This is a genomic window from Marinobacterium iners (genome assembly GCF_017310015.1).
GTDB classification, from domain to species: Bacteria; Pseudomonadota; Gammaproteobacteria; order Pseudomonadales; family Balneatricaceae; genus Marinobacterium; species Marinobacterium iners.
The window spans coordinates 3,055,534-3,078,307 of the sequence record NZ_CP022297.1 but is presented as its reverse complement, the minus strand read 5'-3'; the positions used below and the strand labels follow the sequence as shown (position 1 = coordinate 3,078,307).

At 57.4% G+C, this 22,774-nt stretch carries 21 protein-coding genes; 15 read left to right on the top strand and 6 right to left on the bottom strand.

Annotation, left to right across the window (positions count from 1 at the left end; all coding sequences use genetic code 11):
- The first annotated feature begins 41 nt into the window (after positions 1-41).
- The 6 genes from CFI10_RS14840 (at position 42) to CFI10_RS14815 (ending at position 8,090) form a co-directional block, all read left to right on the top strand.
- Positions 42-1,370 carry a TolC family protein gene (locus CFI10_RS14840; RefSeq protein ID WP_206835758.1) on the top strand — a complete coding sequence of 443 codons (1,329 nt, stop codon included), beginning with the start codon at positions 42-44 and terminating at the stop codon, positions 1,368-1,370.
- Positions 1,371-1,372: 2 nt separating this feature from the next.
- The gene (locus CFI10_RS14835; protein WP_206835755.1) at positions 1,373-3,262 is read left to right on the top strand and encodes an efflux RND transporter periplasmic adaptor subunit; all 1,890 of its coding nucleotides are present in this window, start codon (positions 1,373-1,375) and stop codon (positions 3,260-3,262) included.
- On the top strand, positions 3,259-6,453 hold the full coding sequence (locus CFI10_RS14830; protein ID WP_206835752.1) for an efflux RND transporter permease subunit: 3,195 nt from the start codon (positions 3,259-3,261) through the stop codon (positions 6,451-6,453). The genes CFI10_RS14835 and CFI10_RS14830 overlap by 4 nt, the downstream gene beginning before the upstream one ends.
- Positions 6,453-6,800 (top strand): copper resistance CopC family protein, encoded by a 348-nt coding sequence (locus CFI10_RS14825; RefSeq protein ID WP_206835748.1) that lies wholly within the window; start codon positions 6,453-6,455, stop codon positions 6,798-6,800. The genes CFI10_RS14830 and CFI10_RS14825 overlap by 1 nt, the downstream gene beginning before the upstream one ends.
- Positions 6,801-6,868: 68 nt before the next feature.
- Positions 6,869-7,111, top strand: a complete 243-nt coding sequence (locus tag CFI10_RS14820; RefSeq protein ID WP_206835743.1) for an SHOCT domain-containing protein — start codon at positions 6,869-6,871, stop codon at positions 7,109-7,111.
- A gap of 97 nt (positions 7,112-7,208) precedes the next feature.
- Positions 7,209-8,090 (top strand): CopD family protein, encoded by an 882-nt coding sequence (locus tag CFI10_RS14815; protein WP_206835738.1) that lies wholly within the window; start codon positions 7,209-7,211, stop codon positions 8,088-8,090.
- A 4-nt stretch (positions 8,091-8,094) separates the two neighbouring features.
- Here CFI10_RS14815 and CFI10_RS14810 read toward each other — a convergent pair whose 3' ends face one another.
- The 3 genes from CFI10_RS14810 to tnpC all read right to left on the bottom strand — a co-directional run bounded on the left by CFI10_RS14810 (position 8,095) and on the right by tnpC (position 11,832).
- Positions 8,095-8,772, bottom strand: coding sequence for a heavy metal response regulator transcription factor (locus tag CFI10_RS14810; protein WP_206835734.1), 678 nt, complete (start codon positions 8,770-8,772; stop codon positions 8,095-8,097).
- Between the two features lie 34 nt (positions 8,773-8,806).
- Positions 8,807-10,180: a heavy metal sensor histidine kinase gene (locus tag CFI10_RS14805; RefSeq protein ID WP_206835731.1), complete on the bottom strand. Its 1,374-nt coding sequence runs from the start codon at positions 10,178-10,180 to the stop codon at positions 8,807-8,809.
- A gap of 209 nt (positions 10,181-10,389) precedes the next feature.
- Entirely contained in the window at positions 10,390-11,832 is a 1,443-nt protein-coding gene (gene tnpC / locus CFI10_RS14800; protein WP_206834310.1) for an IS66 family transposase, read from the bottom strand.
- 532 nt (positions 11,833-12,364) lie between these two features.
- On the opposite strand from tnpC, the gene CFI10_RS14795 reads away from it, so the two are divergent.
- The 5 genes from CFI10_RS14795 (at position 12,365) to CFI10_RS14775 (ending at position 14,295) form a co-directional block, all read left to right on the top strand.
- Positions 12,365-12,766 carry a hypothetical protein gene (locus CFI10_RS14795; RefSeq protein ID WP_206835728.1) on the top strand — a complete coding sequence of 134 codons (402 nt, stop codon included), beginning with the start codon at positions 12,365-12,367 and terminating at the stop codon, positions 12,764-12,766.
- A gap of 325 nt (positions 12,767-13,091) precedes the next feature.
- Positions 13,092-13,259 (top strand): hypothetical protein, encoded by a 168-nt coding sequence (locus CFI10_RS14790; RefSeq protein WP_206835725.1) that lies wholly within the window; start codon positions 13,092-13,094, stop codon positions 13,257-13,259.
- A 13-nt stretch (positions 13,260-13,272) separates the two neighbouring features.
- Positions 13,273-13,629 (top strand): heavy-metal-associated domain-containing protein, encoded by a 357-nt coding sequence (locus CFI10_RS14785; protein WP_206835723.1) that lies wholly within the window; start codon positions 13,273-13,275, stop codon positions 13,627-13,629.
- A 118-nt stretch (positions 13,630-13,747) separates the two neighbouring features.
- On the top strand, positions 13,748-14,035 hold the full coding sequence (locus CFI10_RS14780) for a YHS domain-containing protein (protein WP_206835719.1): 288 nt from the start codon (positions 13,748-13,750) through the stop codon (positions 14,033-14,035).
- Positions 14,032-14,295 (top strand): DUF5676 family membrane protein, encoded by a 264-nt coding sequence (locus CFI10_RS14775; protein ID WP_206835717.1) that lies wholly within the window; start codon positions 14,032-14,034, stop codon positions 14,293-14,295. Before CFI10_RS14780 ends, CFI10_RS14775 begins: the two co-directional genes overlap by 4 nt.
- Positions 14,296-14,464: 169 nt before the next feature.
- Here CFI10_RS14775 and cadR read toward each other — a convergent pair whose 3' ends face one another.
- Entirely contained in the window at positions 14,465-14,872 is a 408-nt protein-coding gene (gene cadR / locus CFI10_RS14770) for a Cd(II)/Pb(II)-responsive transcriptional regulator (protein ID WP_007148576.1), read from the bottom strand.
- Positions 14,873-14,967: 95 nt separating this feature from the next.
- Between cadR and CFI10_RS14765 the strand changes: the two genes are divergently transcribed.
- From CFI10_RS14765 to CFI10_RS14755, 3 genes are read left to right on the top strand one after another with little or no spacing between them, the layout of a single operon-like run.
- A complete protein-coding gene (locus CFI10_RS14765) occupies positions 14,968-15,864 on the top strand; it encodes a cation efflux transmembrane domain-containing protein (protein ID WP_004364974.1) in 897 nt (298 codons plus the stop codon).
- A 3-nt stretch (positions 15,865-15,867) separates the two neighbouring features.
- Positions 15,868-16,380, top strand: a complete 513-nt coding sequence (lspA, locus tag CFI10_RS14760) for a signal peptidase II (RefSeq protein ID WP_003821921.1) — start codon at positions 15,868-15,870, stop codon at positions 16,378-16,380.
- Positions 16,381-16,401: 21 nt separating this feature from the next.
- Positions 16,402-17,691, top strand: a complete 1,290-nt coding sequence (locus CFI10_RS14755) for an ISL3-like element ISPpu12 family transposase (RefSeq protein ID WP_004574636.1) — start codon at positions 16,402-16,404, stop codon at positions 17,689-17,691.
- Positions 17,692-17,820: 129 nt separating this feature from the next.
- On the opposite strand, the gene CFI10_RS14750 is transcribed toward CFI10_RS14755, so the two are convergent.
- Both CFI10_RS14750 and CFI10_RS14745 read right to left on the bottom strand, forming a co-directional pair.
- Positions 17,821-20,862 carry an efflux RND transporter permease subunit gene (locus CFI10_RS14750; protein WP_206835715.1) on the bottom strand — a complete coding sequence of 1,014 codons (3,042 nt, stop codon included), beginning with the start codon at positions 20,860-20,862 and terminating at the stop codon, positions 17,821-17,823.
- Positions 20,859-21,896, bottom strand: coding sequence for an efflux RND transporter periplasmic adaptor subunit (locus CFI10_RS14745; RefSeq protein ID WP_206835713.1), 1,038 nt, complete (start codon positions 21,894-21,896; stop codon positions 20,859-20,861). Before CFI10_RS14745 ends, CFI10_RS14750 begins: the two co-directional genes overlap by 4 nt.
- 105 nt (positions 21,897-22,001) lie before the next feature.
- On the opposite strand from CFI10_RS14745, the gene CFI10_RS14740 reads away from it, so the two are divergent.
- The gene (locus CFI10_RS14740) at positions 22,002-22,598 is read left to right on the top strand and encodes a TetR/AcrR family transcriptional regulator (RefSeq protein WP_206835711.1); all 597 of its coding nucleotides are present in this window, start codon (positions 22,002-22,004) and stop codon (positions 22,596-22,598) included.
- The last annotated feature ends 176 nt before the right edge of the window (positions 22,599-22,774 follow it).

Sequence of the window (22,774 nt, the reverse complement as noted above, 5' to 3'; positions counted from 1 at the left end):
CCCTGCGGATAGTCCCATGATTGCGTTCAGACGAGGATGTTATGACAACAGATCACAAGGCCCGCCTGCGGAGCTGGGGACTGGCTGCCAGCTTGTTACTGAGCAGCTCTATCCATGCTGCCGAGCTTACGTTGGAGCAGGTCGTCGATCAGGCGCTGGCCAACGATATCTGGCTGAGTTCCAGCCACCACAATGAAACGGCCAAGCGCGCCATGGCCGATGCGGCAGGGGCGCTGCCCGACCCGAAAATCAGCCTTGCCCTGGCCAATATGCCGACCGACAGCTTTGACTTTGGCCAGGAGGGGATGACCCAGTTTGCGCTCGGGATTTCCCAGATGCTGCCACGGGGCGACACACTGGAACTCAAGGAACAGCGCTTCAGCCAGGAAGCCCATTTGCAGCCCCTGATGCGCCTGGAACGCCGTGCCCAGGTGCGCATGCAGGTAAGCCAGTTGTGGATCGATGCCTGGCGGGCGCGGGAAAGCCTGACGCTCATTCAGCGTAACCGGCGCTTGTTCAAACAGCTTGAGGATGTAGCGACCTCCAGCTATATGGTCGGCCTGGGTAAGACACAGCAGCAGGATGTGGTGCGTGCCCAGCTTGAACTGACTCAGCTGGAGGACAAGATCAGTCGTCTCGATCTGCAGTACGACACCCTGCGTGGTCGTCTTTCAGAATGGCTTGCCGCTGCCCGTGAGCGTTCAACCGGACTGGTTGATGTCGCCGCGGTTGAAATTGCGGCCCAGCCTCCGGCTTTGGTGCTGGATCGGCAGTTGCAATCCGAGAGCGGAGAGGACAGTCGTGCACGCTTTTTCCTGCAACACCCGTCAGTGGTGCTGTTCGATCGGCAGATCGAAGTGGCCCAAACCGATATTCGCCTTGCCGAGCAGAGCTACAAGCCGGCCTGGGGCGTCAGCGCCAGCTACGGCTATCGAGGCGATGATCCCATGGGGCAGGACCGAGCGGACCTGTTCAGCCTGGGCGTGAGTATGGAGGTGCCGCTGTTTTCCACCCGTCGCCAGGATGGTGAAGTGGCATCGGCCGCTTCCCGGGCAGAGGTCGTACGCACCGAGCGGTTGCTCAAGCTGCGCCAGCTGTTGGCTGCTCACGATACCTCGATGGCGGCTTTGCAGCGTCTGAATGAGCGTCTTTCCCTTTATCGAAAACAGCTGTTGCCGCAGACCGCGCAGGCGGCCGAGGCGGCACTGAATGCCTATACCCGGGATGTGGGCGACTTTGCCGAAGTCGTACGTGCCCGTATCGCTGAGTTGAATGCCCGTCTGGCGGAAATTGAAATCATGGCCGAGCAGCAGAAGCAGGTCGCCCAGCTTAATTACCTCATGACCCAGGTGCGCCAGGAGGAGATGTGAACATGAATGGAACGGTTAAATTTCTGGGCGTACTGGTCCTGGGTGGTGTGATCGGCGGCGGGGCGGTTTATGTCCTGAATCCGGGGGCTAACTCTGCAACCAGCAGTGGCTCCAACGCCTCGGGTGAACCCGAGCCGCTTTACTGGGTGGCCCCCATGGATCCCAATTACCGGCGTGATAAGCCCGGCAAGTCGCCCATGGGGATGGATCTGATTCCGGTCTACGAGGAAGACGCGACCTCCGGCCCTGATGAGGGCGCCGGGACCATTCGGATATCGCCTGAAGTGGTCAACAATCTGGGCGTTCGAACCGCCAGTGTTGCGCACAGTGCCCTCAGTTTTGAAGTCAGCACCGTCGGCTATGTGCAGTACGACCAGGATCGGATCGTGCACCTGCACCCTCGCGTGGAAGGCTGGGTCGAGCGGATTCATGTGCAGGCAGCCGGTGAACCGGTCGAGCAGGGGCAGCCACTGTACGAGCTCTACTCGCCGGCGCTGGTCAATGCCCAGGAGGAACTGCTATTTGCACTGGGTCGTGGTGACAGCCGATTGGCGCAGGCCGCGGAGTCCCGTCTGCGCTCGCTGAACGTGTCTGATGAAGTGATCAAGACACTGCGCCGTGAGCGCAAGGTCTCGCAAACTGTCACTTTCTACGCCCCGATTACCGGGGTAGTCGATGACTTTACCTTGCGCGAGGGGCTGTTTGTACAGCCGGGCATGACGCTGATGTCCATCGGCAGCCTTGATGAGGTCTGGGTTGAGGCGGAAGTGTTCGAGCGTCAGGCCAGCCTGGTTAAGCCCGGCCTGCCGGTCAGCATGGAGCTGGACTATCTGCCGGGACGCGAATGGCAGGGACGCGTGGATTACATCTACCCGACTCTGGATTCGGATACCCGTACCCTGAGGGTGCGCATGCGTTTCGACAACGCCGATCACCTGCTCAAACCCAACATGTTTGCACAGGTGCAGATCCACAACGAGACCGCGAGCGATATTCTCAGTGTGCCCCGTGAGGCGGTGATCCGTGGTGGTGGCAACAACCGGGTGGTGCTGGCGCTGGGCGAGGGCCGTTTCAAGTCGGTGCATGTGCGTACCGGCCGCAGTGACGGCGACCGAATCGAAGTCCTGAACGGAGTCCGCGAGGGAGAGCGGGTGGTCACCTCGGCCCAGTTCCTGCTCGATTCCGAATCCAGCAAGACCTCCGATTTCAAGCGTATGTACTACGGGGATGAGGAGGCCGGCAGTGCTGTCGCTCAGGAAGACAGTAGCGCGCCCAAGGTCAAGCCGACCCGGGTCTGGGTGGATGCCACCGTCAATGCGGTGATGCCCGAACAGGGCAAGGTCAACGTTAACCATGCCGCGATTCCCGACTGGGGCTGGCCCGAAATGCGCATGGACTTCGCGGTCTCCGAGCTTGTTGATATGACCGAACTGACCCCGGGTGCCAAGGGGCAGGTTGAAGTGCGCAAGCTGGACGCGGGCGGTTATGAGATCAGTGACGTGTTCATGGCGAACGCGGAAGCTGACAGTCAGGCGGGGGACAGCGCGCCCAAGGCCAGGCCGACCCGTGTCTGGGTGGATGCCACGGTCAATGCGGTGATGCCTGAGCAGGGCAAGATCAACGTTAGCCATGCAGCCATTCCCGACTGGGGCTGGCCTGAAATGCGCATGGACTTCAATGTCTCCGAGTTTGTCGATATGTCCGAGTTGGCCCCTGGTGCCAAGGGGCAGATAGAGGTAAGCAAGCTCGACGGCGGCGGTTATGAGGTTGTTGACGCCTTCATCACCGAGCCGGGCGAAGGAGGGACGGATTCGCCTGCGATGGACGCCATGGATCACAGCATGCATACCATGGATCAGGACGCTTCCGGCAGCAGTGAGGAGGCCCAATGATTGAATCTGTTATTCGCTGGTCGGTCGGCAACCGCTTCTTCGTGCTGCTGGCCACTCTGCTGCTGCTGGGCTGGGGCGCCTGGTCGCTGAAAAATACCCCGGTCGATGCGATACCGGACCTGTCCGATGTGCAGGTAATCGTCAAGACCAGCTACCCCGGCCAGGCGCCGCAGGTGGTCGAAGACCAGGTCACCTATCCGCTGACCACCGCCATGATGTCGGTGCCCGGTGCCGAAACCGTACGTGGCTTCTCGTTTTTCGGTGATTCCTACGTCTACGTCATCTTCGACGAGGATACCGATATCTACTGGGCGCGTAGCCGGGTACTGGAATACCTGTCTCAGGTGGCACCCTCGCTGCCGGAGAATGCCCGTCCCCAGCTGGGGCCGGACGCGACAGGTGTCGGCTGGGTGTATCTCTATGCCCTGCAGGACACCAGCGGCCAGCATGATATTGGCGAGCTGCGTTCGCTGCAGGACTGGTTCCTGAAATACGAGCTGCAGACGGTTCCCGGTGTGTCCGAGGTTGCTGCGATCGGCGGCATGGTCAAGCAGTACCAGGTGCAGGTCAATCCGGAGAAGCTGCGGGCGCTGAACATCCCGCTGGCCCAGGTACAGAACGCCATACGCCGGGGTAACCAGGAGGTGGGCGCCTCGGTAGTGGAGCTGGCCGAGGCTGAGTACATGGTACGTGCCAGCGGCTACATCCAGAGTGTGACAGACCTTGAAAGCATTCCGCTTGGGGTGAACGTCAAAGGGACGCCACTGTTGCTCAAGGATGTGGCCGAGATCGGCGTTGGGCCTCAGATGCGCCGCGGCGTTGCCGAACTGAACGGAGACGGAGAAGTAGTTGGTGGCGTGGTGGTCATGCGCTTTGGCGAGAACGCCCAGAAGACCATCGAAGGGGTGAAGGCCAAGCTCGAAACCCTGAAGGCCGGCCTGCCGGACGGGGTGGAGATCGTCACTGTATATGACCGTTCCGGCCTGATCGGTCGCGCCGTCGAAAATCTCTGGCACAAGCTGCTGGAGGAGTTCTTGGTGGTGGCGCTGGTTTGCATGTTGTTCCTGTTCCATATCCGCTCGTCGCTGGTGGCGATTGTCAGCCTGCCGGTGGGTATTCTGGCAGCCTTTGGCGTTATGCATTTGCAGGGCATCAACGCCAACATCATGTCGCTGGGTGGTATCGCCATCGCCATCGGGGCGATGATCGACGGCGCCATCGTGATGATCGAGAACATGCATAAGCACATGGAGCGCACGCCGCTGACACCGGAGAACCGCTGGAAGGTGGTGGCGGATTCGGCCAGTGAGGTGGGGCCTGCTCTGTTTTTCAGTTTGTTGATCATCACCGTCAGCTTTGTGCCGGTATTTACATTGGAGTCCCAGGAAGGGCGCATGTTCTCACCGTTGGCATTCACCAAGACCTATGCGATGGCCGCTGCTGCGGCACTGGCGATCACTCTGGTACCGGTGCTGATGGGCTATTTCATTCGCGGCAAGGTGTTGCCGGAACATAAGAATCCGATCAACCGCTTGCTGACGGCGGTATACATGCCGACGCTGAAAGGCGTGTTGAAGTACCCGAAAATGACCCTCCTTGGGGCGTTGGCGGTGCTGGCGCTGGGCTTTTGGCCGGTCGACAAAATCGGCAGCGAGTTCATCCCCAATTTGGATGAGGGTGACCTGATGTACATGCCGACGACCTATCCCGGCATTTCCATTGGGCAGGCACGGCAGCTGCTCCAGCAGACCGACAAGCTGATTGCGACCCTACCGGAGGTTAAGAGCGTGTTCGGCAAGGTTGGCCGTGCCGAGTCGGCCACCGACCCGGCCCCGTTGACCATGATCGAGACCTTTATTCAGCTGAAACCGCGGGACGAATGGCGTGAAGGTGTGACCACCGAAAGCCTCAAGCAGGAGCTGGATGCGCTGGTCAAACTGCCGGGGCTGACCAACGCCTGGGTCATGCCGATCAAGACCCGTATCGACATGCTAGCCACCGGTATCAAGACCCCGGTCGGCATCAAGATCGCTGGGCCGGAGCTGTCGCAGATTCAGGCGATTGGCCAGCAACTGGAAACCATCCTCAAGGAAGTGCCGGGGACGGCGTCGGTGTATTCCGAGCGTGTGGCCGGCGGGCGCTACATTAAGGTGGATATTCAGCGAGGTGATGCGGCGCGTTACGGCCTCAATATTGCCGATATCCAGCAGATCGTGGCCAGTGCTGTGGGCGGGATGAACGTCTCCCAGACCATCGAGGGGCTGGAGCGCTACCCGATCAATGTGCGCTATCCGCAGGAATACCGCGACTCGCCGGAGCAGCTGGCGTTGTTGCCGATCGTGACCCCGGCGGGGCAGCGTATCGCCCTGGGAGATGTGGCGCATATCTACATCGAAGACGGCCCGCCCGGTATCAAGAGTGAAAACGCGCGCTTGAACGGCTGGGCTTTCATCGACATCGACGGCGTGGATTTGGGTACCTATGTAAGCCGGGCACAGGCGGTGGTGGCCGACGAACTGGAGCTGCCGGCCGGTTATTCGATCAGTTGGTCCGGGCAGTACGAATACATGCTCAGGGCCAAGGAGAAACTGACCTACGTGATCCCGCTCACTCTGGCGATCATTGTAGTGCTGCTTTACCTCAACTTCCGCAACCTGACCGAGGTGGCGATCATCATGGGCACACTGCCGCTGGCAATGGTGGGCAGCGTCTGGCTTATGTACTGGCAGGGCTTCAACTTCTCCATTGCCGTAGGCGTGGGCTTTATCGCCCTGGCCGGGGTAGCGGTCGAGATCGGCGTCATCATGTTGGTGTATCTGAACCAGGCCTGGCGTGAAATGCTGCAGCGCTGTGCTGCGCACCAGGTGGTGCCGCGCGAGGAAACCCTGCGCCATGCGGTGCTGCATGGTGCCGGTCTGCGCGTGCGACCGGTGATGATGACAGCTGCCGCGATCATTGTCGGCCTGTTGCCGATCCTCTACGGCAGCGGCACCGGTTCTGAAGTGATGAGCCGTATCGCCGCGCCGATGGTCGGTGGCATGGTCAGTGCCGTGATTTTGACCCTTTTAGTGTTGCCTGCTGTCTACTATTTGTGGCGCAGGCGTTCAATGAAAACGCTTACTCTAGAGTCGCTGGTAGCTGAATTTCCGGCAGCTCACTCCGATACAACCACAGAAAAGGAAACACGATAATGCGTATGTTCAAATCCCTGCTGGCTGCCGGTCTGATTGCACTGTCCGCACCGGTTATGGCACACACTGACATGATGGACAGCCACCCGATGGACGGGGCGATGATGATGGAACAGGTCGGCGAACTCAAACTGAACTTCGGCATGCCGGTTCGCCTGGTCAACGTCAAGCTGATCAGTTCCGATAACCGCCCGGTGTCGATCGACTTCAGCCCGATGATGGAGCCGGGCAAGCAGTTCAGCGTGCCGGTACCGATGCTGCAGCCGGACAACTACACCGTGCATTGGACCACCATGGGTGACGATGGGCACAAGATGAAAGGTTCCTTTGGCTTCATGCAGCACTAAACGAACCGGGCTGCCTGCAGCGCTGTGCTGCAGGCCCGGCCCGACCGGGTGAATGAGGAGGTACCGCCATGTGGGGTGATTATCAGGTCCATGGCTGGGGCTGGATGCTGTTCGGCGGCGTCCATATGATTCTGTTTTGGCTGCTGATGGTGTTGCTGATCGTGGCTTTGGTCAAATGGCTGAAAGGGCCGAGCAGCTCTGAGGATCGGGGGGCGCAGGATGCGCTTGACATCCTCGACCAGCGACTGGCGCGCGGGGAGATCGATATGGATACCTATCGCAAGCTGAAACAGGAGTTGCAGCAACGCTAGTAAGGAACAATGGCTTCGGGTGATTGCAATGAGCAGGCCCCTGTTGCCCGGGGTATATTTCAAAAACCTATGAATTTCACTGGTTGGAGGAGGTACTGTGAGCGATTGGGAATGGCTGACACTGACTTCACGCTGGGTGCTCTATCTGGGAATGGCGATCGCGGTGGGTGGTATTGCCGGCGAATGGCTCTTGCACCGTTACAGGGCTATCGGCCCTGCTCTTAAGCGATACACCCTGACAGGTATTCTGCTGGCGCCTCTGGCATTGATCACCCACTTCCTGATTCGTGCAGGTGCGCTGGCTGAAGCCGGAGTCAGCGGGATGTTCGAGCCTGTCATGTTGCAGCTCATGTGGCAGTCCACGGCGGGCGATGCTCTGATCTGGGCAGGATTGGGTATGCTGTTGCTGGGGGTTTCCCACTATATCAACCTGCGCTCGGATAATACCGGTCCCATGCACTGGCTGCAGTTGGTCACGGCCGTGGCCGGCATGGTTACACTGGCGTTCTCCTACACGCTGAGCGGCCATGTTCAAAGTGAAGGCATGTTGTCAGCGGTGACCTTGACGGCACATGTGCTACTGATTTCTTGGTGGATGGGCTCGCTGTTTCCGCTCTGGCTGGTCACACACCAGCTCGACTCTGAGCAGAGTCATGAAGTACTGGAGCTATTCGGCAGGCTAGCGTTGCCAGTCGTGCTTTTAGTGCTTGTCGCAGGCATGGTGCTTAGCTACCGCCTGACCGGCTGGTCAGCTGACCTGATCACCAGTCAATACGGTTTCTGGCTGATACTCAAGGTAGCATTGGTTGGTGCAATTCTGGCATTGGCCGCTTTCCACAAACTCTATCTGGTTCCAGCGCTCAAGCATGTTGGTGATGCTCGTTCGATGAAGCACTCGCTGATGCTGGAAAAGGCCGTAGGCATGGCGATTCTTGCCGTTACCACGGTGCTGGCGGTACTGGTAGGGCCGGTGCACTGATGCCTCAGGTGCGCTCCTCCAGTACATACCCCATGCCTCGGACCGTGTGAATAAGCTTGTTGTTAAAGGGGTCATCGACCTTGCTGCGCAGCCGGCGTACGGCAACTTCGATCACGTTGGTATCACTGTCGAAGTTCATATCCCATACTTGCGATGCGATTAGTGAACGAGGCAGAATCTCACTCTTACGACGTATCAGCAATTCAAGGAGCGAAAACTCCTTGGCGGTCAGATCAATACGTTGCTTCTGACGACTGACCTTGCGCTTGATCAGGTCCAGCTCAAGATCCGCTACGGTCAGCAGAGTAGTTTCTGAAGGGCTACGGCCCCGGCGCAACAATGTTCGGACGCGTGCCAGTAGTTCGGAAAAGGCGAAGGGCTTGATCAGGTAGTCATCGGCACCCAGTTCGAGCCCCTTGACCCGGTCATCGACGTCGTCGAGTGCGGTCAGGAACATGACCGGCGTGGAACTGTCACGTTTTCTGATCGCCTGTAGAATCTGCCATCCGTCCAGCTCTGGCAGCAGCACGTCAAGTATCACCAGGTCGTAACGTTCCTCCATTAAAAGTGCCAAACCATCCATGCCGGTACGGGCCAGGTCGACAACGAAGCCAGCTTCGCCCAGTCCCTGGCGCAGGTAATCGCCTGTTTTTACCTCGTCTTCTACAATCAGCAGTTTCAATCTGACCTCCTCAAGCATCAGTTTCAGTATAGCGTTAGCGGTTGTGTACCGGGAGTGACAGGGTAAAGCAGGTTTCCTCGGTATTGGAACATACCGATACCTCTCCGCCGTGCGCGTGGGCGATGGCGCGGGTGATTGGCAGGCCAAGCCCTGTGCCATCATTTGAACCATGGGCGCGGGCCCGGTCGCAACGGTAGAAGCGGTCAAAGATATAACGTTGGTCATGTTCCGAGATCGGCGGCCCCTGATTACAGATCGTCACGAGTGATTGATCCCCATGAGTTTGTATGTCGATCCTTATTTCGGCGCCTTCAAAAGTATGGCGTATGGCATTGGATATCAGGTTACTGAGCGCCCGGTCGATCATCATGAGATCCCCTTGAGCAGTACCCTTTCCCTGTAGTTGCAGCTTAATCTGTTTTTCGTCAGCCAGCGCTTCGTAGAAATTGAATAGCTTCTCCACTTCGGTGGCAAGATCTATACAGGAGCTTGAGGGTAGCTCGAGCCCATTCTCGGCTTTGGCAAGAAAGAGCATATCGGAAATCATGCGTGACATACGCTCGAGTTCTTCAAGGTTCGAAGCCAGAATGTCCGAGTATTCAGCCAAGGTGCGTGACTGGGACAGGGAAACCTGGGTCTGTGTCATCATATTGCTCAGAGGGGTACGCAACTCGTGGGCAATGTCCGATGAGAAGTGCGTCAATCGGCTGAACGATGCTTCCAGTCGATCCAGCATCAGGTTTAATTCATTGACCAAGTCTGCAATTTCTGTGGGCACGGATTCCAGTGGCAAGCGCTGGTCGAGCCTCTCGGCACTGACCGCCCGTGCTTTCGACTTGATCATTCGTAAGGGCGACAGGCCCTTTTTAACGGCCAGCCATCCGAGCAGGCTACTCAGTAGTATGGCGATGAGAATGAAGGACAGGAGTTGCCTCATGAATGTCTCCATGAAAAGAGTATGTCGAGACGTTGTGATACCGATAGCGATGACGACGCCTTGACCAAAAGCTGTTTCCTCGGATATGGCAATTGCGGTTCCCCGGAACTCGGTGCCCTGTTGCGACCACTCCGCCTCATATACTTGACCCGGCGTAAGAGATGTCAGGGGAAAGTCCAAAGAACCGGAAGTGTACAGGTTTTGCCTGCTCAGGGTGTCAATGCGGAAGCTGATCAGGCGGTGGCGATGGGCAATTTCATCGAGTTTAGCCGCAAGTTGTGTTGTATCGGTCGAATCGGGTGTCGGCTTCACCAGGTTGACGATCTGGTTCAACTTGGGTTTGAGCTCGTTGAAGTCCTGAGCAGCGAAGTGGCCTTCTATCGAGTGCTGGATGAGCAGGCTGAGGCCGAACAGTATGGCCGCCGATACCAGGGAAAAGAGCAGGGTCAGACGAAGCGTTAGTGACATCATAAGCCTTGGTCAAGCGAACGTTGTGTTTCCGGTGTCAGGATGCAAGTCAGACAGGTTTCCGTTGCGGTCTTCGAAACCAGTATGACGCCCTGAGCAAGTTTGCCATATCGATAATGTAAATAGTCATGATTACGAAAAAGTAATGTTCATAATGTGTCTGGTTTGAAGGGGTTTAGGTGCTTTTTTCGTAACTATTCAGTTGGCTTGATTTAAAAAGTTTTCGGATTATCGCTTGGCGCTGCCATGAAGGTCGGCAAACGTCCTTCGAACAACAGTGTCAACGCCTCGGAACCACTCAGGTTTTGCTTGCGCGCCGTCGACAGATAGCTGCGCACACGACAGAAGATCTGTGCCCCATCCATCGAGCGGAAGCAGCCAGAGATCTTCTGCTGCACCTTGAGCATACGGATATCACGCTCGCCTTGGTTGTTCGTAAAGGGGACCGCCGGATCGTCCAGAAAGCGCAAAACATCTGCCTCATAGTCGCGCAACCGCTCCAGCAGGTTGCGCGCCCGAGAGCGTTTGAGCCGACCACGCTTGCCCTGCCGTTGGTTTTCATCCGGTGGCGGACACTCGTCTTCCGCTTTTTTGAGGCATTGCCGGTAGGCCTTTCGCCACCCTTCTGCCTTTTCAGGCGGCAGGCTGCCGCCCGCACTCTTAACGGCATCCTCCATGGTGCACAACAGGGTTTGCATGCGCTGCGCCCAGGTCTGTTTGTCCTGCTCCCAGGCGCGCTGAAGCTCGCGCAGATGGTGGGCATTACAGAGCGCATGCCGGCACTGATAGCGGTAGTACGGTTTCCAGTGGTCATGACAAAGCACGCCGTGGAAGCGCGGCAGGATACCGATGGCCTCCATCGCCTCGTGACCCCGGTGAGCATGGGGCGCCAGCCAGGTCAGGTCATCATTCGAGGCGCAATGCAGCCAGCGGCGTTGGCCACCGATGTTGATGCTGGTTTCATCGGCGTGAATCAGCACCGACTCGGCCAGACGGTCCTTAACCCAGTGCTCGAAGCCCTCAGCTTTGTCGAAAGCGTCTTGGTTGAAGTTGAACAGCGACCCTGCGCTGAGCGGGATACCAACCTGATCCTCAAAGTATTCGCGGACACGTTCGTAGGGCAGCAGCTGGTACTGCGACAGATACACCGCATGCGCTTTCAAGCGGGGACCATACTGCACCGGACGATCAACACCGGCCGGGAATGGCGCTGTGACGCGTTGCCCCTGTTCGTTCTCCAGGATCTCGGCCTGGTACTCGGTCACGAAGCGGCTGATATCCAGATCGAAGACCTGACGCTTTTCATAGCCGACCACGCGGAATGCGCTGCCCTTAGGCAGGGTGCGCCGGTCGACCTTCACGGTCTTGATCGCATCCGGCTCCTCGACCCGTTGCAGCGTCTTGCCAATACGGCCAGGCTGTCCGCCCGGTTTACGCTCACCTTTACTGCGGCTCTTCTTGGGCCGGTTCGGATCCTGGGAGGGCGGCGTACTGCTGTTGGTACTGTTCGTGTTGAGCCGGCCGGTCATCATCTGGATCAGCACCATCATCATCTCAATGGCTGCGCGCAGAGATGGCGAGAGTGTCTTGTCGTCCTGGAGCTGTTGTCTGACGTTCGCCAAGATGGCGTCGACATCCATATTGCTGATCTTCATGAGCCTGAGTATCGTCGATTGATGGCCTATTATCGCACGACTTTTTCAGGTCAAATTTTTCGCTTTGTGTGCGGATCTGAGCAACTTTTACATTGCTCCCACGCTCCGAGACATAGAGCTCCGCCAGACGCCACAGAGTGGCGGTACGGCACCTTGAGGCAGGCTTTAAAGCGAAATACCGACTGTCACTGGACTGGGAGATATTTTGACAAAAAACCTGTCAAGAACTTTTTGCAGGAACTTGAGCTGAATAGTTACCTTTTTTCAGTACTTTTCAACCAAAGCATCATAGAAAGTATCAGGAGATCGAGGGCTTGAGATGTATGGGAGCTTTCCATGTTAGAAAAAGGTCTTTACTGGGCGCAGGACGCGAATAATAAGATTTTTAGTTAACCTCTTACTGTTTGATTTTTAATTGGTTTTAAGTGTATTTAGTAGCGTTATAAAAAAGATTACATGATTATAATTTTGGGGTAATTCATGAGACAGGCTTGATCGTTAACATCTGGTTATTCTTTCAAATGGAGTGTAAATGATGAAATCTATCAATCAGGCAGTTTTGGGAGCTTTACTCGTATCAGTGGCATCGGTGTCGGTCGCTGAAGAAAAGCACTACATGATGATGTCGGGAGAAGGGCCTCAGAGTTACATGATGGAAGGACGTGAGCACGGTGTATCTGATGACTCTGCCGGAAGTGACAAAGTGTTGGCAAAATCGATGCGCTCTAGTAAGGATGAACACTACATGATGCTTTCAGGGGAAGGGCCTCAAGGGTATAAAATGCAAGGCCAGCAGCATGGAATGTCAGGCTCCTTTGGTAAGAGTGATAAAGAGGCCTCCAGTTCCCGGCGCAACGCTCAGAGCCGGCATTACATGATGCTCTCAGGAGATGGGCCCCAAGGTTATATGATGGACGGTGCCAAGCATAAATGATGTTGCTTATTACGAAATTGCACAATTATATAAAGAGTCGATAATCTTTTCTGCTGGCCATATCGAAGGATATGGCCAGCTTGATTCAATGGAAATGTAAGGGTGAGTTCAACGTTTTAATATTCGGATGCCTTGTCGCGCAAGAACCTATCCTGATATTAAGTGCATCAGGATATCTGATGTTTTCATGCTCTATGTAAAATTACAAAAATGTAATCAGCCGGTAAGTTTTATGTCGGTAATATTCAACCATACTGAATGCAGGGTAAAGGGCTGCGTATTGATACTGCAGTCTTGCGCAGAGGGATTGGCAGGGCTAACTGTCATGACCCGAATCATTGATCAGCATAATCAGATGATTGAGCTATATCGCTATCTGCACGCCCAGGCTGGTGCCGCTTCTGCGAAGGAGTTATTGCAAAGCCTGATAACTATGGAAGAGCACGAGGCGATGCAGATGGTTATGGGTAACAATCGATTACAAGATGTTTGATAAGGAGGCCGACATGTCTAACACAGACCACAAGCCGGGTGTTCACGAGGTCTATCTGGTGCGGCGAAAGCTGAAGCTTGATTCTCTGGATGCCGAGCAAGCGACAGCTATTGCACAGGAAATAGAGCCATTGCTTGGCGTCGATAGTGTAGCGCTTGATCCAGTCACACGGCGACTGGATATCGCCTACGACGCTTCAGTTCTGCAGCTTGAGCAGATTGAGGCGATAGTACGTCGCTACGGCAGTGACCTTGATCAGAGTTGGTGGAATCGTTTCAAGGAAGGCTGGTATCGCTTCACCGACCAGAATGTTCTGGACAACGCCAGGCATGAACCTTGGTGCTGCAGCAAGGTTCCACCAAGGAAATAGCCTGTTGCCATGCGCTCTACCGTTGGACAATCCGATTAAATACAAGGTGCCCTGCGGGAGCGAAATCACCTTTCTGATCGCTGCCTTATTGAGAGAATGCGGGGCTGGAGGATGACAGATGGACGGATTCATATCCTTGCTGGTGTTTGCAGGGCTGTTTTATCTGATGATGCGTTTTGGATGCGGTGCGCACATGATCCATGGTCATCATCATGGGCATGGTCACTCTGGCCATAAACGAGGGGAAGCGCACAGGGATCCCGTCTGCGGCATGGAGGTTGCGCCGGATCAAGGCTACGGCAAGGTTCATAATGGTCAGACGCTTCGCTTCTGCTCCCGTGTCTGCCTGGATAAGTTCGATGCTGATCCCGAGCGCTATCTCCACAAGACAGGTGAACAGTCATGACCACCCGAGTCTCTCTTGTTGCCGTTGGCCATGCCTCTAGCCTGTTCCTGGCGATCTCGTTCTCTGTCTGTGTCGGATTCGACCTGTTGTTTCCCGAGCAGGCGATGTATGAAAGCTGGCGGGCATTGTTGCCAGGTTTTGAGTGGATCAGTTGGGGTAGTTTCTTCCTGGGGCTGCTGGAAAGTTACGGCTATGGCTGGTATTTCGCCCTGATCTGGGTGCCGCTTTACAATGTCTTTGCGGCGCGTAGCGTGCGCTGAAACAGCTCGAAGTGGTCGCTTTGCCGATATGGCCAGTCGTATATTCATCTGGCTTTGTTTTGATTATCAGTTAGATTACAAAGGGTAAGCGGATTAAATGGTTGATCTTACCTTTGCATGAGAGTGAGACAGACCGGCATCTCATCGGATTATCTGGTTGATGCTTCACCTACTGCTGGTGCATGTTTCCTTCGCTAATTCCAGCAAGAACCCCACACGCCTCAACTTCCCGGTCATCGTTGCAACTCGCTCTCAGTGAAACGAGTTGTTTCTCAAGCGCTTGCAGAGCGGTTATCTGCGACCGCACATGAGAGATGTGATCATCGAGCAAGGTGTTGACGGCGGTACAAGGCTGATGAGGGTCGTCCTGATAGCTCTGTAGTTCGTGAATCTCAGCCAGTGACAGGCCCAGGATTCTGCAGCGACGGATGAAGGCCAGCCCCTCACCATGCTTCTCGGTATAGACACGGTAACCGTTGTCCTGCCGATCAGGCGGCGGCAACAAGCCCTGCTGTTCATAGAAGCGGATCGTCTGTGTTTCGACCCCTACCAACTGCGCCAACTGACCAATGCGCATCAGCCTCCTCCCCAACGGATTCTTTACTCTATTGACCTTATAGTAGCTTTATAGTTTTAAATGGTACCACAACATTGTTCAAGTGGAGTCGTATCATGAGCAAATCCTGTGGTGGCGCCTGTGGCGGTGATGCAACGTCCGCAGCGGATACCGATATACAGGCCTCCTCCGAGGCGCCAGGGAGATGGGTCAGTGTTTATGCCGTGCCGAAGATGGACTGTCCATCAGAAGAACGAATGATTCGCCTAGCCCTGAACGGCTTTGAGGAGATTCGGGCGCTGTCCTTCGACTTGTCGAACCGCCGGCTGAAGGTCGTGCATGACGGCGAGGTCGAGCCCGTCACCTCGAAACTGAAGACCTTGGGGCTAGGCGCCTCGCTTCAGGAAACCGTCGCTGCAAATCCGGAGACCATCAAGGCCGCCGAGTTTTCGGCAGCTTCTGCTAAGCAAGAATCCGGGACCCTGCGCTGGTTGCTCGGCATCAATGCACTTCTGTTCGTGGTGGAAATGACTGCCGGTCTGATCGCCCGGTCCACCGGCCTGATTGGAGAATCCCTGGACAATTTTGCCGATGCGGCGGTGTACGGGCTTGCCCTTTATGCGGTTGGACATAGCGTGAAAATGCAGGTACGTGCCGCGCATCTTGCTGGTGTACTGCAACTGATCTTGGCTGTGGGCGTGCTCGTAGAGGTGGTGAGACGCTTTGTATTCGGTAGTGAGCCTGAATCGCTGGTGATGATGGCTATCGCATTCGTCGCATTGATTGCCAATACCAGTTGTCTGCTGCTCATATCCAAACATCGGGAAGGCGGGGCGCACATGAAGGCAAGCTGGATATTCTCGGCCAACGACGTGGTGATCAACCTGGGGGTCATCACCGCCGGCGCCCTGGTCGCGTGGACCGGTTCCAATTATCCGGATCTGATTATCGGCACCATCGCGGGGGGCATTGTACTTAACGGTGCCAGACGCATTTTGGCGTTGAAGGGTTAAATAATGCTCATTATTGGCAAAAAGCTCTCGCCGTATGCCCTATTGTCCATATCGGGCCTGCTGGCAGCGTCTGATCAGGCTGTAAAGTGGCTGGTGCAGCAATCAATGGCCTATGGCGAGTATGTTTCGGTGACCCCGTTCTTTAACTGGGTGCACCTATGGAACACCGGTGCCGCATTCAGTCTTTTTGCGAATGGTGGAGGCTGGCAGCGCTACTTTTTTATCGGAATCGCGGTAGTGGTCTCGATTTTTCTGATCAAGCTGATCCTTGAAAATCGTCATAAAGGAGAAGCCATCGCTTACAGTCTTATCCTCGGTGGCGCCATGGGCAACCTGATTGACCGGGTCTTTCGCGGCTATGTTGTGGATTCCTTTGATTTCTATTGGCGAGACTGGCATTGGCCGGCCTTCAACCTGGCTGATATTGCAATTGTCCTCGGTGCCTTACTTTTCGTTTCCAGCAGCTTGTTGGGTAAAAAAGCAAACACCAATGCCGAGTCGGATGGATCTGACTGACACCTACGCCTATACAACACCATGACCGAACTTCCCGACAACATCCTTCACCTGCCGCAATACCAAGTACTGGGCTGCAAATCAACCGACGACGAAATGCACTTCCAGGTGGACGTGCCCGATCCCATCGCCTGCGAGGAATGCGGCGTGCAGGGTGAGTTCGTACGGTTCGGCAAGCGTGACGTTCCCTATCGTGATCTGCCCATCCACGGCAAGCGGGTCACTCTCTGGGTGGTCCGCCGCCGATACACCTGCCGGGCCTGCAAGACAACATTCAGGCCCCAGCTACCGGAGATGGTGGACGGATTCCGTATGACACTGCGGCTGCATGAGTACGTGGAGAAGGAATCCTTCAACCACCCCTACACCTTTGTGGCGGCACAGACCGGCCTGGACGAGAAGACGGTGCGCGACATCTTCAACGCCCGCGCCGAGTTCCTGGGGCGCTGGCACCGCTTCGAGACGCCCCGCATCCTGGGCATTGACGAGCTATACCTGAACAAGCGCTACCGCTGCATTCTGACCAACATTGAGGAGCGAACCCTGCTCGACCTGCTGGCCACCCGCCGCCAGGACGTGGTGACCAACTACCTGATGAAGCTGAAAGACCGGCAGAAGGTCGAGATCGTCAGCATGGACATGTGGAACCCCTACCGGGCAGCGGTCAAGGCTGTGCTGCCCCAGGCCCGTATCGTGGTCGATAAGTTCCATGTGGTGCGCATGGCCAACGATGCCCTAGAGAGAGTGCGCAAGGGCCTCAGAAAGGAGCTGAAACCGTCCCAGAGCCGGACTCTCAAGGGAGACCGGAAAATCCTGCTGAAACGCGCTCACGAAGTCTCAGACCGGGAGCGCCTCATCATGGAGACCTGGACAGGCGCGTTCCCGCAACTGCTGGCCGCCTACGAGCACAAGGAGCGCTTCTACGGCATCTGGGACGCCACCACACGGCTCCAGGCAGAAGCCGCCCTGGACGAGTGGATAGCCACCATCCCGAAGGGCCAAAAGGAAGTCTGGAGCGATCTGGTCAGGGCAGTGGGAAACTGGCGCGAAGAGACCATGACCTACTTCGAGACGGACATGCCCGTCACCAACGCTTACACGGAGTCCATCAACCGACTGGCCAAGGACAAGAACCGTGAAGGGCGCGGTTACTCCTTCGAGGTGATGCGGGCACGAATGCTCTACACCACGAAGCACAAGAAGAAGGCACCGACTGCGAAGGTCTCTCCTTTCTACAAGAAAACCATCGGTTACGGACTGCCGGACTTCGCAGAGGAACTCAACTACGGAGTCGATCTATCAACCATCTGAGGGTGGTATCAGATTGATGGGGTGAAGGTGCCCCATCAACCATTAAATCCGTATACCCGATAATTGAAGAGCAGGAGCAGCGGGTCATGGAGATGATCCGCCGCTCTCGGCTTCTTGGCTGGCCTACTTTCACGCCGGTGTCGCACTCACCCTGAACCAGAGCGCGTACATGGCGGGTACGAACAGCAAGGTGATCAGAGTTCCCACCATCACACCGCCGATCAGCACATAGGCCAGCGGTCCCCAGAACAGGTCCATGGTCAGCGGAATGAAGGCCAGAATGGCCGCCAGCGCGGTCAGCACCACAGGGCGTGCACGCTGTACCGCCGCTTCGATCACCGCATCACGCGCCGCCATTCCCGCGTCAAAGTTGTCCTGCACCTGCTGGGTCAGGATCATGGTGTTGCGCATCAGGATACCGCCCAGACCGATCAGGCCCAGCAGGGCGTTGAAGCCGAACGGCTGCTGGAACAGGATCAGCGCCGCCACCGCACCGATCAGCCCCAGTGGTGCGGTCAACACGACCATCAAGGTGCCGGAAAAGGAGCGCATCTGCAGCATGATGAAGATCAACATCAGCGCCAGCATCACCGGCTGCAACTTCTGGATCGAGGCATCGGCCTTGGCCGACTGCTCCACGGACCCGCCGATATCGATGCGGTAGCCCAGCGGCAGTTCAGCACGCAGTTTCTCCATTTCGGCCCAGATCGCCTGGGTCACGTCCGGCGCCTGTGCGCCCTTGATATCCGCATGCACCGCCAGGAAGGGCTCACGGTTGTAGCGCTTGATCACCGGATCTTCGTAGCGGATCTTCAGTTCACCCAGCTGGCTGAGCGCCACCTTGTTGCCTTCGGCCGTCTTGACCTCCAGCGCCTCGGGCAGCAGCACGCCGTCACGGGCACTGCGCGCAACCACCTGCACACTGCGGATATCCTGGCGGACTTCGGTCACGGCCAGACCGTTCAGTTGCAGCTGCAGCTGCTGTGCCACTTCATTCGGGGTCAGCCCCATCAGCCGCAGACGCTCCGAGTCCATATCCAGATGATAGGTCGGTGCGCGCTCATCCCACTCCAGATGCGGAATCACCGTGTTGGGGTGCGCCGCCATATGCTCCCGCACCTGATGCGCGATCTGGCGCAGCACTTCCGTATCAGGGCCGACGACACGGAAGCTCACCGGCCAGACCACCGGCGGACCAAACAGCAGGCGACTGACGCGAACACGTGCCTCGGGAAACTCACCCGCAGCAATACGCCGCTCCAGCTCGGCCATGATGCGGTCACGCCCGGCGGCATCTTCACCCATGGCGATGATCTTGGCGAACGCCGGGTCCGGCTGTTCCGGGTTGGCCGAGATGAAGAAGCGTGGCGCACCGGCGCCCACATAGGAAGACAGGCTTTTCACCTCCGGCATCTTGTTCAGGATCGCTTCCAGCCGGCGCACACTGGCATCGGTGGTGTCGATGGCGCTGCCCTGCGGCAGATAGACATCGACCAGCACCTCGGGGCGATCGGAGCTGGGGAAGAACTGCTGCTGTACCTGGGTGCCCATGCCCACCACGCTCAACACCAGCAGGCCCAGGGTTGCCGCGACCACCGACTTGCGGAAACGGACACAGCCGCTGATCAGCCCGCGCAGACGACGGTACAGCGGTGTCTCGTACAGGTCCCCGGCACTGTGCTTGTGGTAAGTCGGCAGCAGTTTCACGCCCAGGTAGGGGGTGAAGGTAACCGCGACCAGCCAGGACACCAGCAGCGCATAGGCCAGCACCCAGAAGATGTTGCCGGCATATTCACCGACGCCGGACTGGGCAAAACCGATCGGTACAAAGCCCACCGCTGTCACCAGGGTGCCGAACAGCATCGGCGCCGCGGTCACGTTCCAGGCGTGGCTGGCGGCGCGTACGCGATCCCAGCCCTCCTCCATCTTCACGATCATCATCTCGATGGCGATGATGGCGTCATCCACCAACAGCCCCAGCGCGATAATCAACGCCCCCAAGGTGATGCGGTCAAGGTTGATGCCTGCCAGCTTCATCAGCATGAAGGTTAGACCGATGGTGATCGGGATGGCAATGCCCACCACCAGACCGGCCCTGAAGCCGATAGCCAGCACGCTGACCGCCATTACCACCAGCACGGCAACGAGGAATTTCACCTGGAACAGGTTCACCGCCTGGCTGATCGCCTCGGTCTGGTTGGTCATCATCTGCAGCGACATACCCAGTGGCAAACGCGCCTGTTCGTTTTCAATGAAAGCCCCCAGGCGCTCACCGAAGGCTAGACCGTTTTCCCCGGCCTGCATAACTACCCCAAGCAGAATGGCGTCTTCCGTATTGGCGCGTATCCGGTAGCTCAATGGGTCCTCGTAGCCACGGCGCACCTCGGCCAGGTCCGACAGCTTGAGCAGACGCTCACCGACGCGCAGCGGCACGGCCGCGAGCTGCTGCGGGTCAGCCAGGTCGGCATCGATGCGCAGGTAGGCGCGCGGACCGTCCAGATCGACAAAGCCAGCAGGGATCATGCGGTTGCTGGCCTCGATGGCGGCAAAGATCTGTTCCGGGGTCAGGCCCAGGTTGTTCAGTCGGTCCATGTCGAATTCGATATAGACACGCTCCGGTCGTTCACCCAGCACCAGTGCTTTCTGTACGCCCGCCACCTGTTGCAGGCGGTCACGGATCGACTCGGCCTCGCGGGTCAGCTCGCGCATCGGCATGCCCGGTGCCGTCAGCGCCACCAGCGAAAAGTAGACATCGGAAAAATCATCATTGACGATGGGGCCAACCACGCCGGGAGGCAGATTCCAGGCTTCATCCTGCATCCGCTTGCGCACCTCGTAGAAGAGGTCATCGACGATCTCGCTGGGCGCGTAGTCCTCGAACTCCACCTGCATATCCGCCCGGCTAGGGCGCACCGTGGTTTCGATCTTGTTCAGGTACTCCACTTCCTGAATCCGCTTTTCCAGCCGGTCCACCACCTGGTTCTGCAGCTCTTCCGGCGTAGCGCCGGGCCAAACCACCGACACCACCATCACGCGCACGGTGAAGGCCGGATCCTCGGCCCTGCCCAGCGACAGAAAGGCCAATATCCCGGCGAATACCGACAGGATGATGAAGAACAGGGTGACCGAACGCTCGCGAACCGCCAGCGCCGACAGGTTGGGAAAACTCATCGCGCCTGCTCCTGTACTGCCATGCCGGGTGTCAGCAGATGGGTACCCAGCGCGATGATCCGGCTGCCTTCCGCCAGCGAGGCGCGGATGCGGGCATGTTCACTTTCCAGCGCCAGCACCTCGACGGGAATCGGCTGTGCCTGACCGTCGATCACCTGCCACACCTGGGGGCCGGTACTGCGCTCATCCAGCGCGCCCAACGGCACCCTCAGGGTTACCCCCTGCTGATCCTGATCCAGCAGTACCTGCACCACGGCGCCAAGGCTGAGCAGGTCGGAGCCCTTTTCAATACGGTAGCGCGCACGCCAGCTGCGGCTCTGCGGATCGGCCGCACCAGCGACCTCACGCAGGCTCAGCGGCAACACCCCGCTTGCCAGCTCCAGGGTGCCGGTTTTGGGCGGCCGCATGCCATCGGCTAGAAATACCTCAACCTCCAGCGTGCCGTCCTCGACCAGCACCGCCAGCTGCTGACCCACCGCCACTACCTGTCCGGGTTCGGCCGTGACTTCAGCCAGTACTCCAGTCTTGTCAGCGCTCAGGTCGGCATAACCAAGTCCGTTGCGTGCCTGTGCCAGTACGGCCTGCGCGGCATCACGACGGCTCTCCGACTCTCGCAACGACAGTTCAAACCGCTCCAGCGTCTGGCGGCTGACGAAGTCACGTTCCATCAGCTGCTGCTGACGTTTGAGTTCGCTGCGGGCGATCGCCAACGAGGCTTTCGCGGTTTCCAGCTCGGCCTCGGCCACCCGTACACTGGCCATCAGATCGCGCTTGTCGAGCTGAAACAGCAACTGCCCTACTTCGACCCGCTGCCCTGCGTCCACATGACGCTCAAGGATCCGCCCAGGCACCTGAAAAGAGAGCGGTGTTTCATAACGCCCTCTTACTGTACCCGACAAGCGGATCTGGGTGCGGTCATCGCTGGCAACGGCCACGGTTCTCACCCAGGGCGCCTGGATCGACGACTCGACGGCAGGTTCATCGCGTTTGCAACCAACCAATAGAAGGGAGAGTAGAATGAGCGGAAATGTCATGCGCATGGCAAGGTACCCGGTGATGGCATAGAATTAATGAACGAAATCGTACAGTAATTAAAACTGGAAATAAAAGTGCCTGCTAATACCCGAACAGGACGCCCCGTGGATCATGCCAAGGAGGTGGCAATCCTTGATGCTGCACGCGAACTGATGTTTACCAAAGGCCCAGCCAAGCTGTCGATGGAAGCCGTTGCGCGCAAGGCCGGCGTCTCCAAAGTGACACTCTACAACCGCTTCTCGAACAAAAACGTCCTGATCGAGGTCTTAATTCGTCGGCAATCCAACGAACTGATCAAACACCTGGGCATTACCCCGGAAGCCCGCATCTCTCCTCGTCAGGCACTGTATAAGTTTGGTCAACGCCTGCTGAGTTTCATTCTGAGCCAGGATAATCTTAACTTTCTGCGCCTGCTGGGCAGCGTGCCGGAAGCGGACAGGGACCTGCTACAGGGAATCTATGACTACGGGGTGCAGGCATCTCAGCTCGCGCTGAGCCAGTGGCTGTCAGCCGAACATGATGCCGGGCACCTGAACTGCCCGGATGTGGATTTTGTCGCCGAAATGTTTTTAAGCATGATCGTCGGCCACGATATCCTGCGCGCCCTACACCAACTGCCCCCGCGTCAGCCGAATGGCGAAATCACGACGCATGTCGATAAGGTAGTGAAAGCCTGCTTGCATATGTGGGCCCCTGGATGACAACCCGGGCCAAGTGTCTGCTGCTGATATGATACCGCGATCTAGCAGTCTGTCGGATTAACGGGGCTCGTCGGCGTGCCAGAGCTCTTTATCGCTTTCAATGATCGCCAGACAGCCATCACATGACGTGTGCAGCCGCTTTACTGTTGCTTAACCCCATGCGGCCGTCAGAGGCA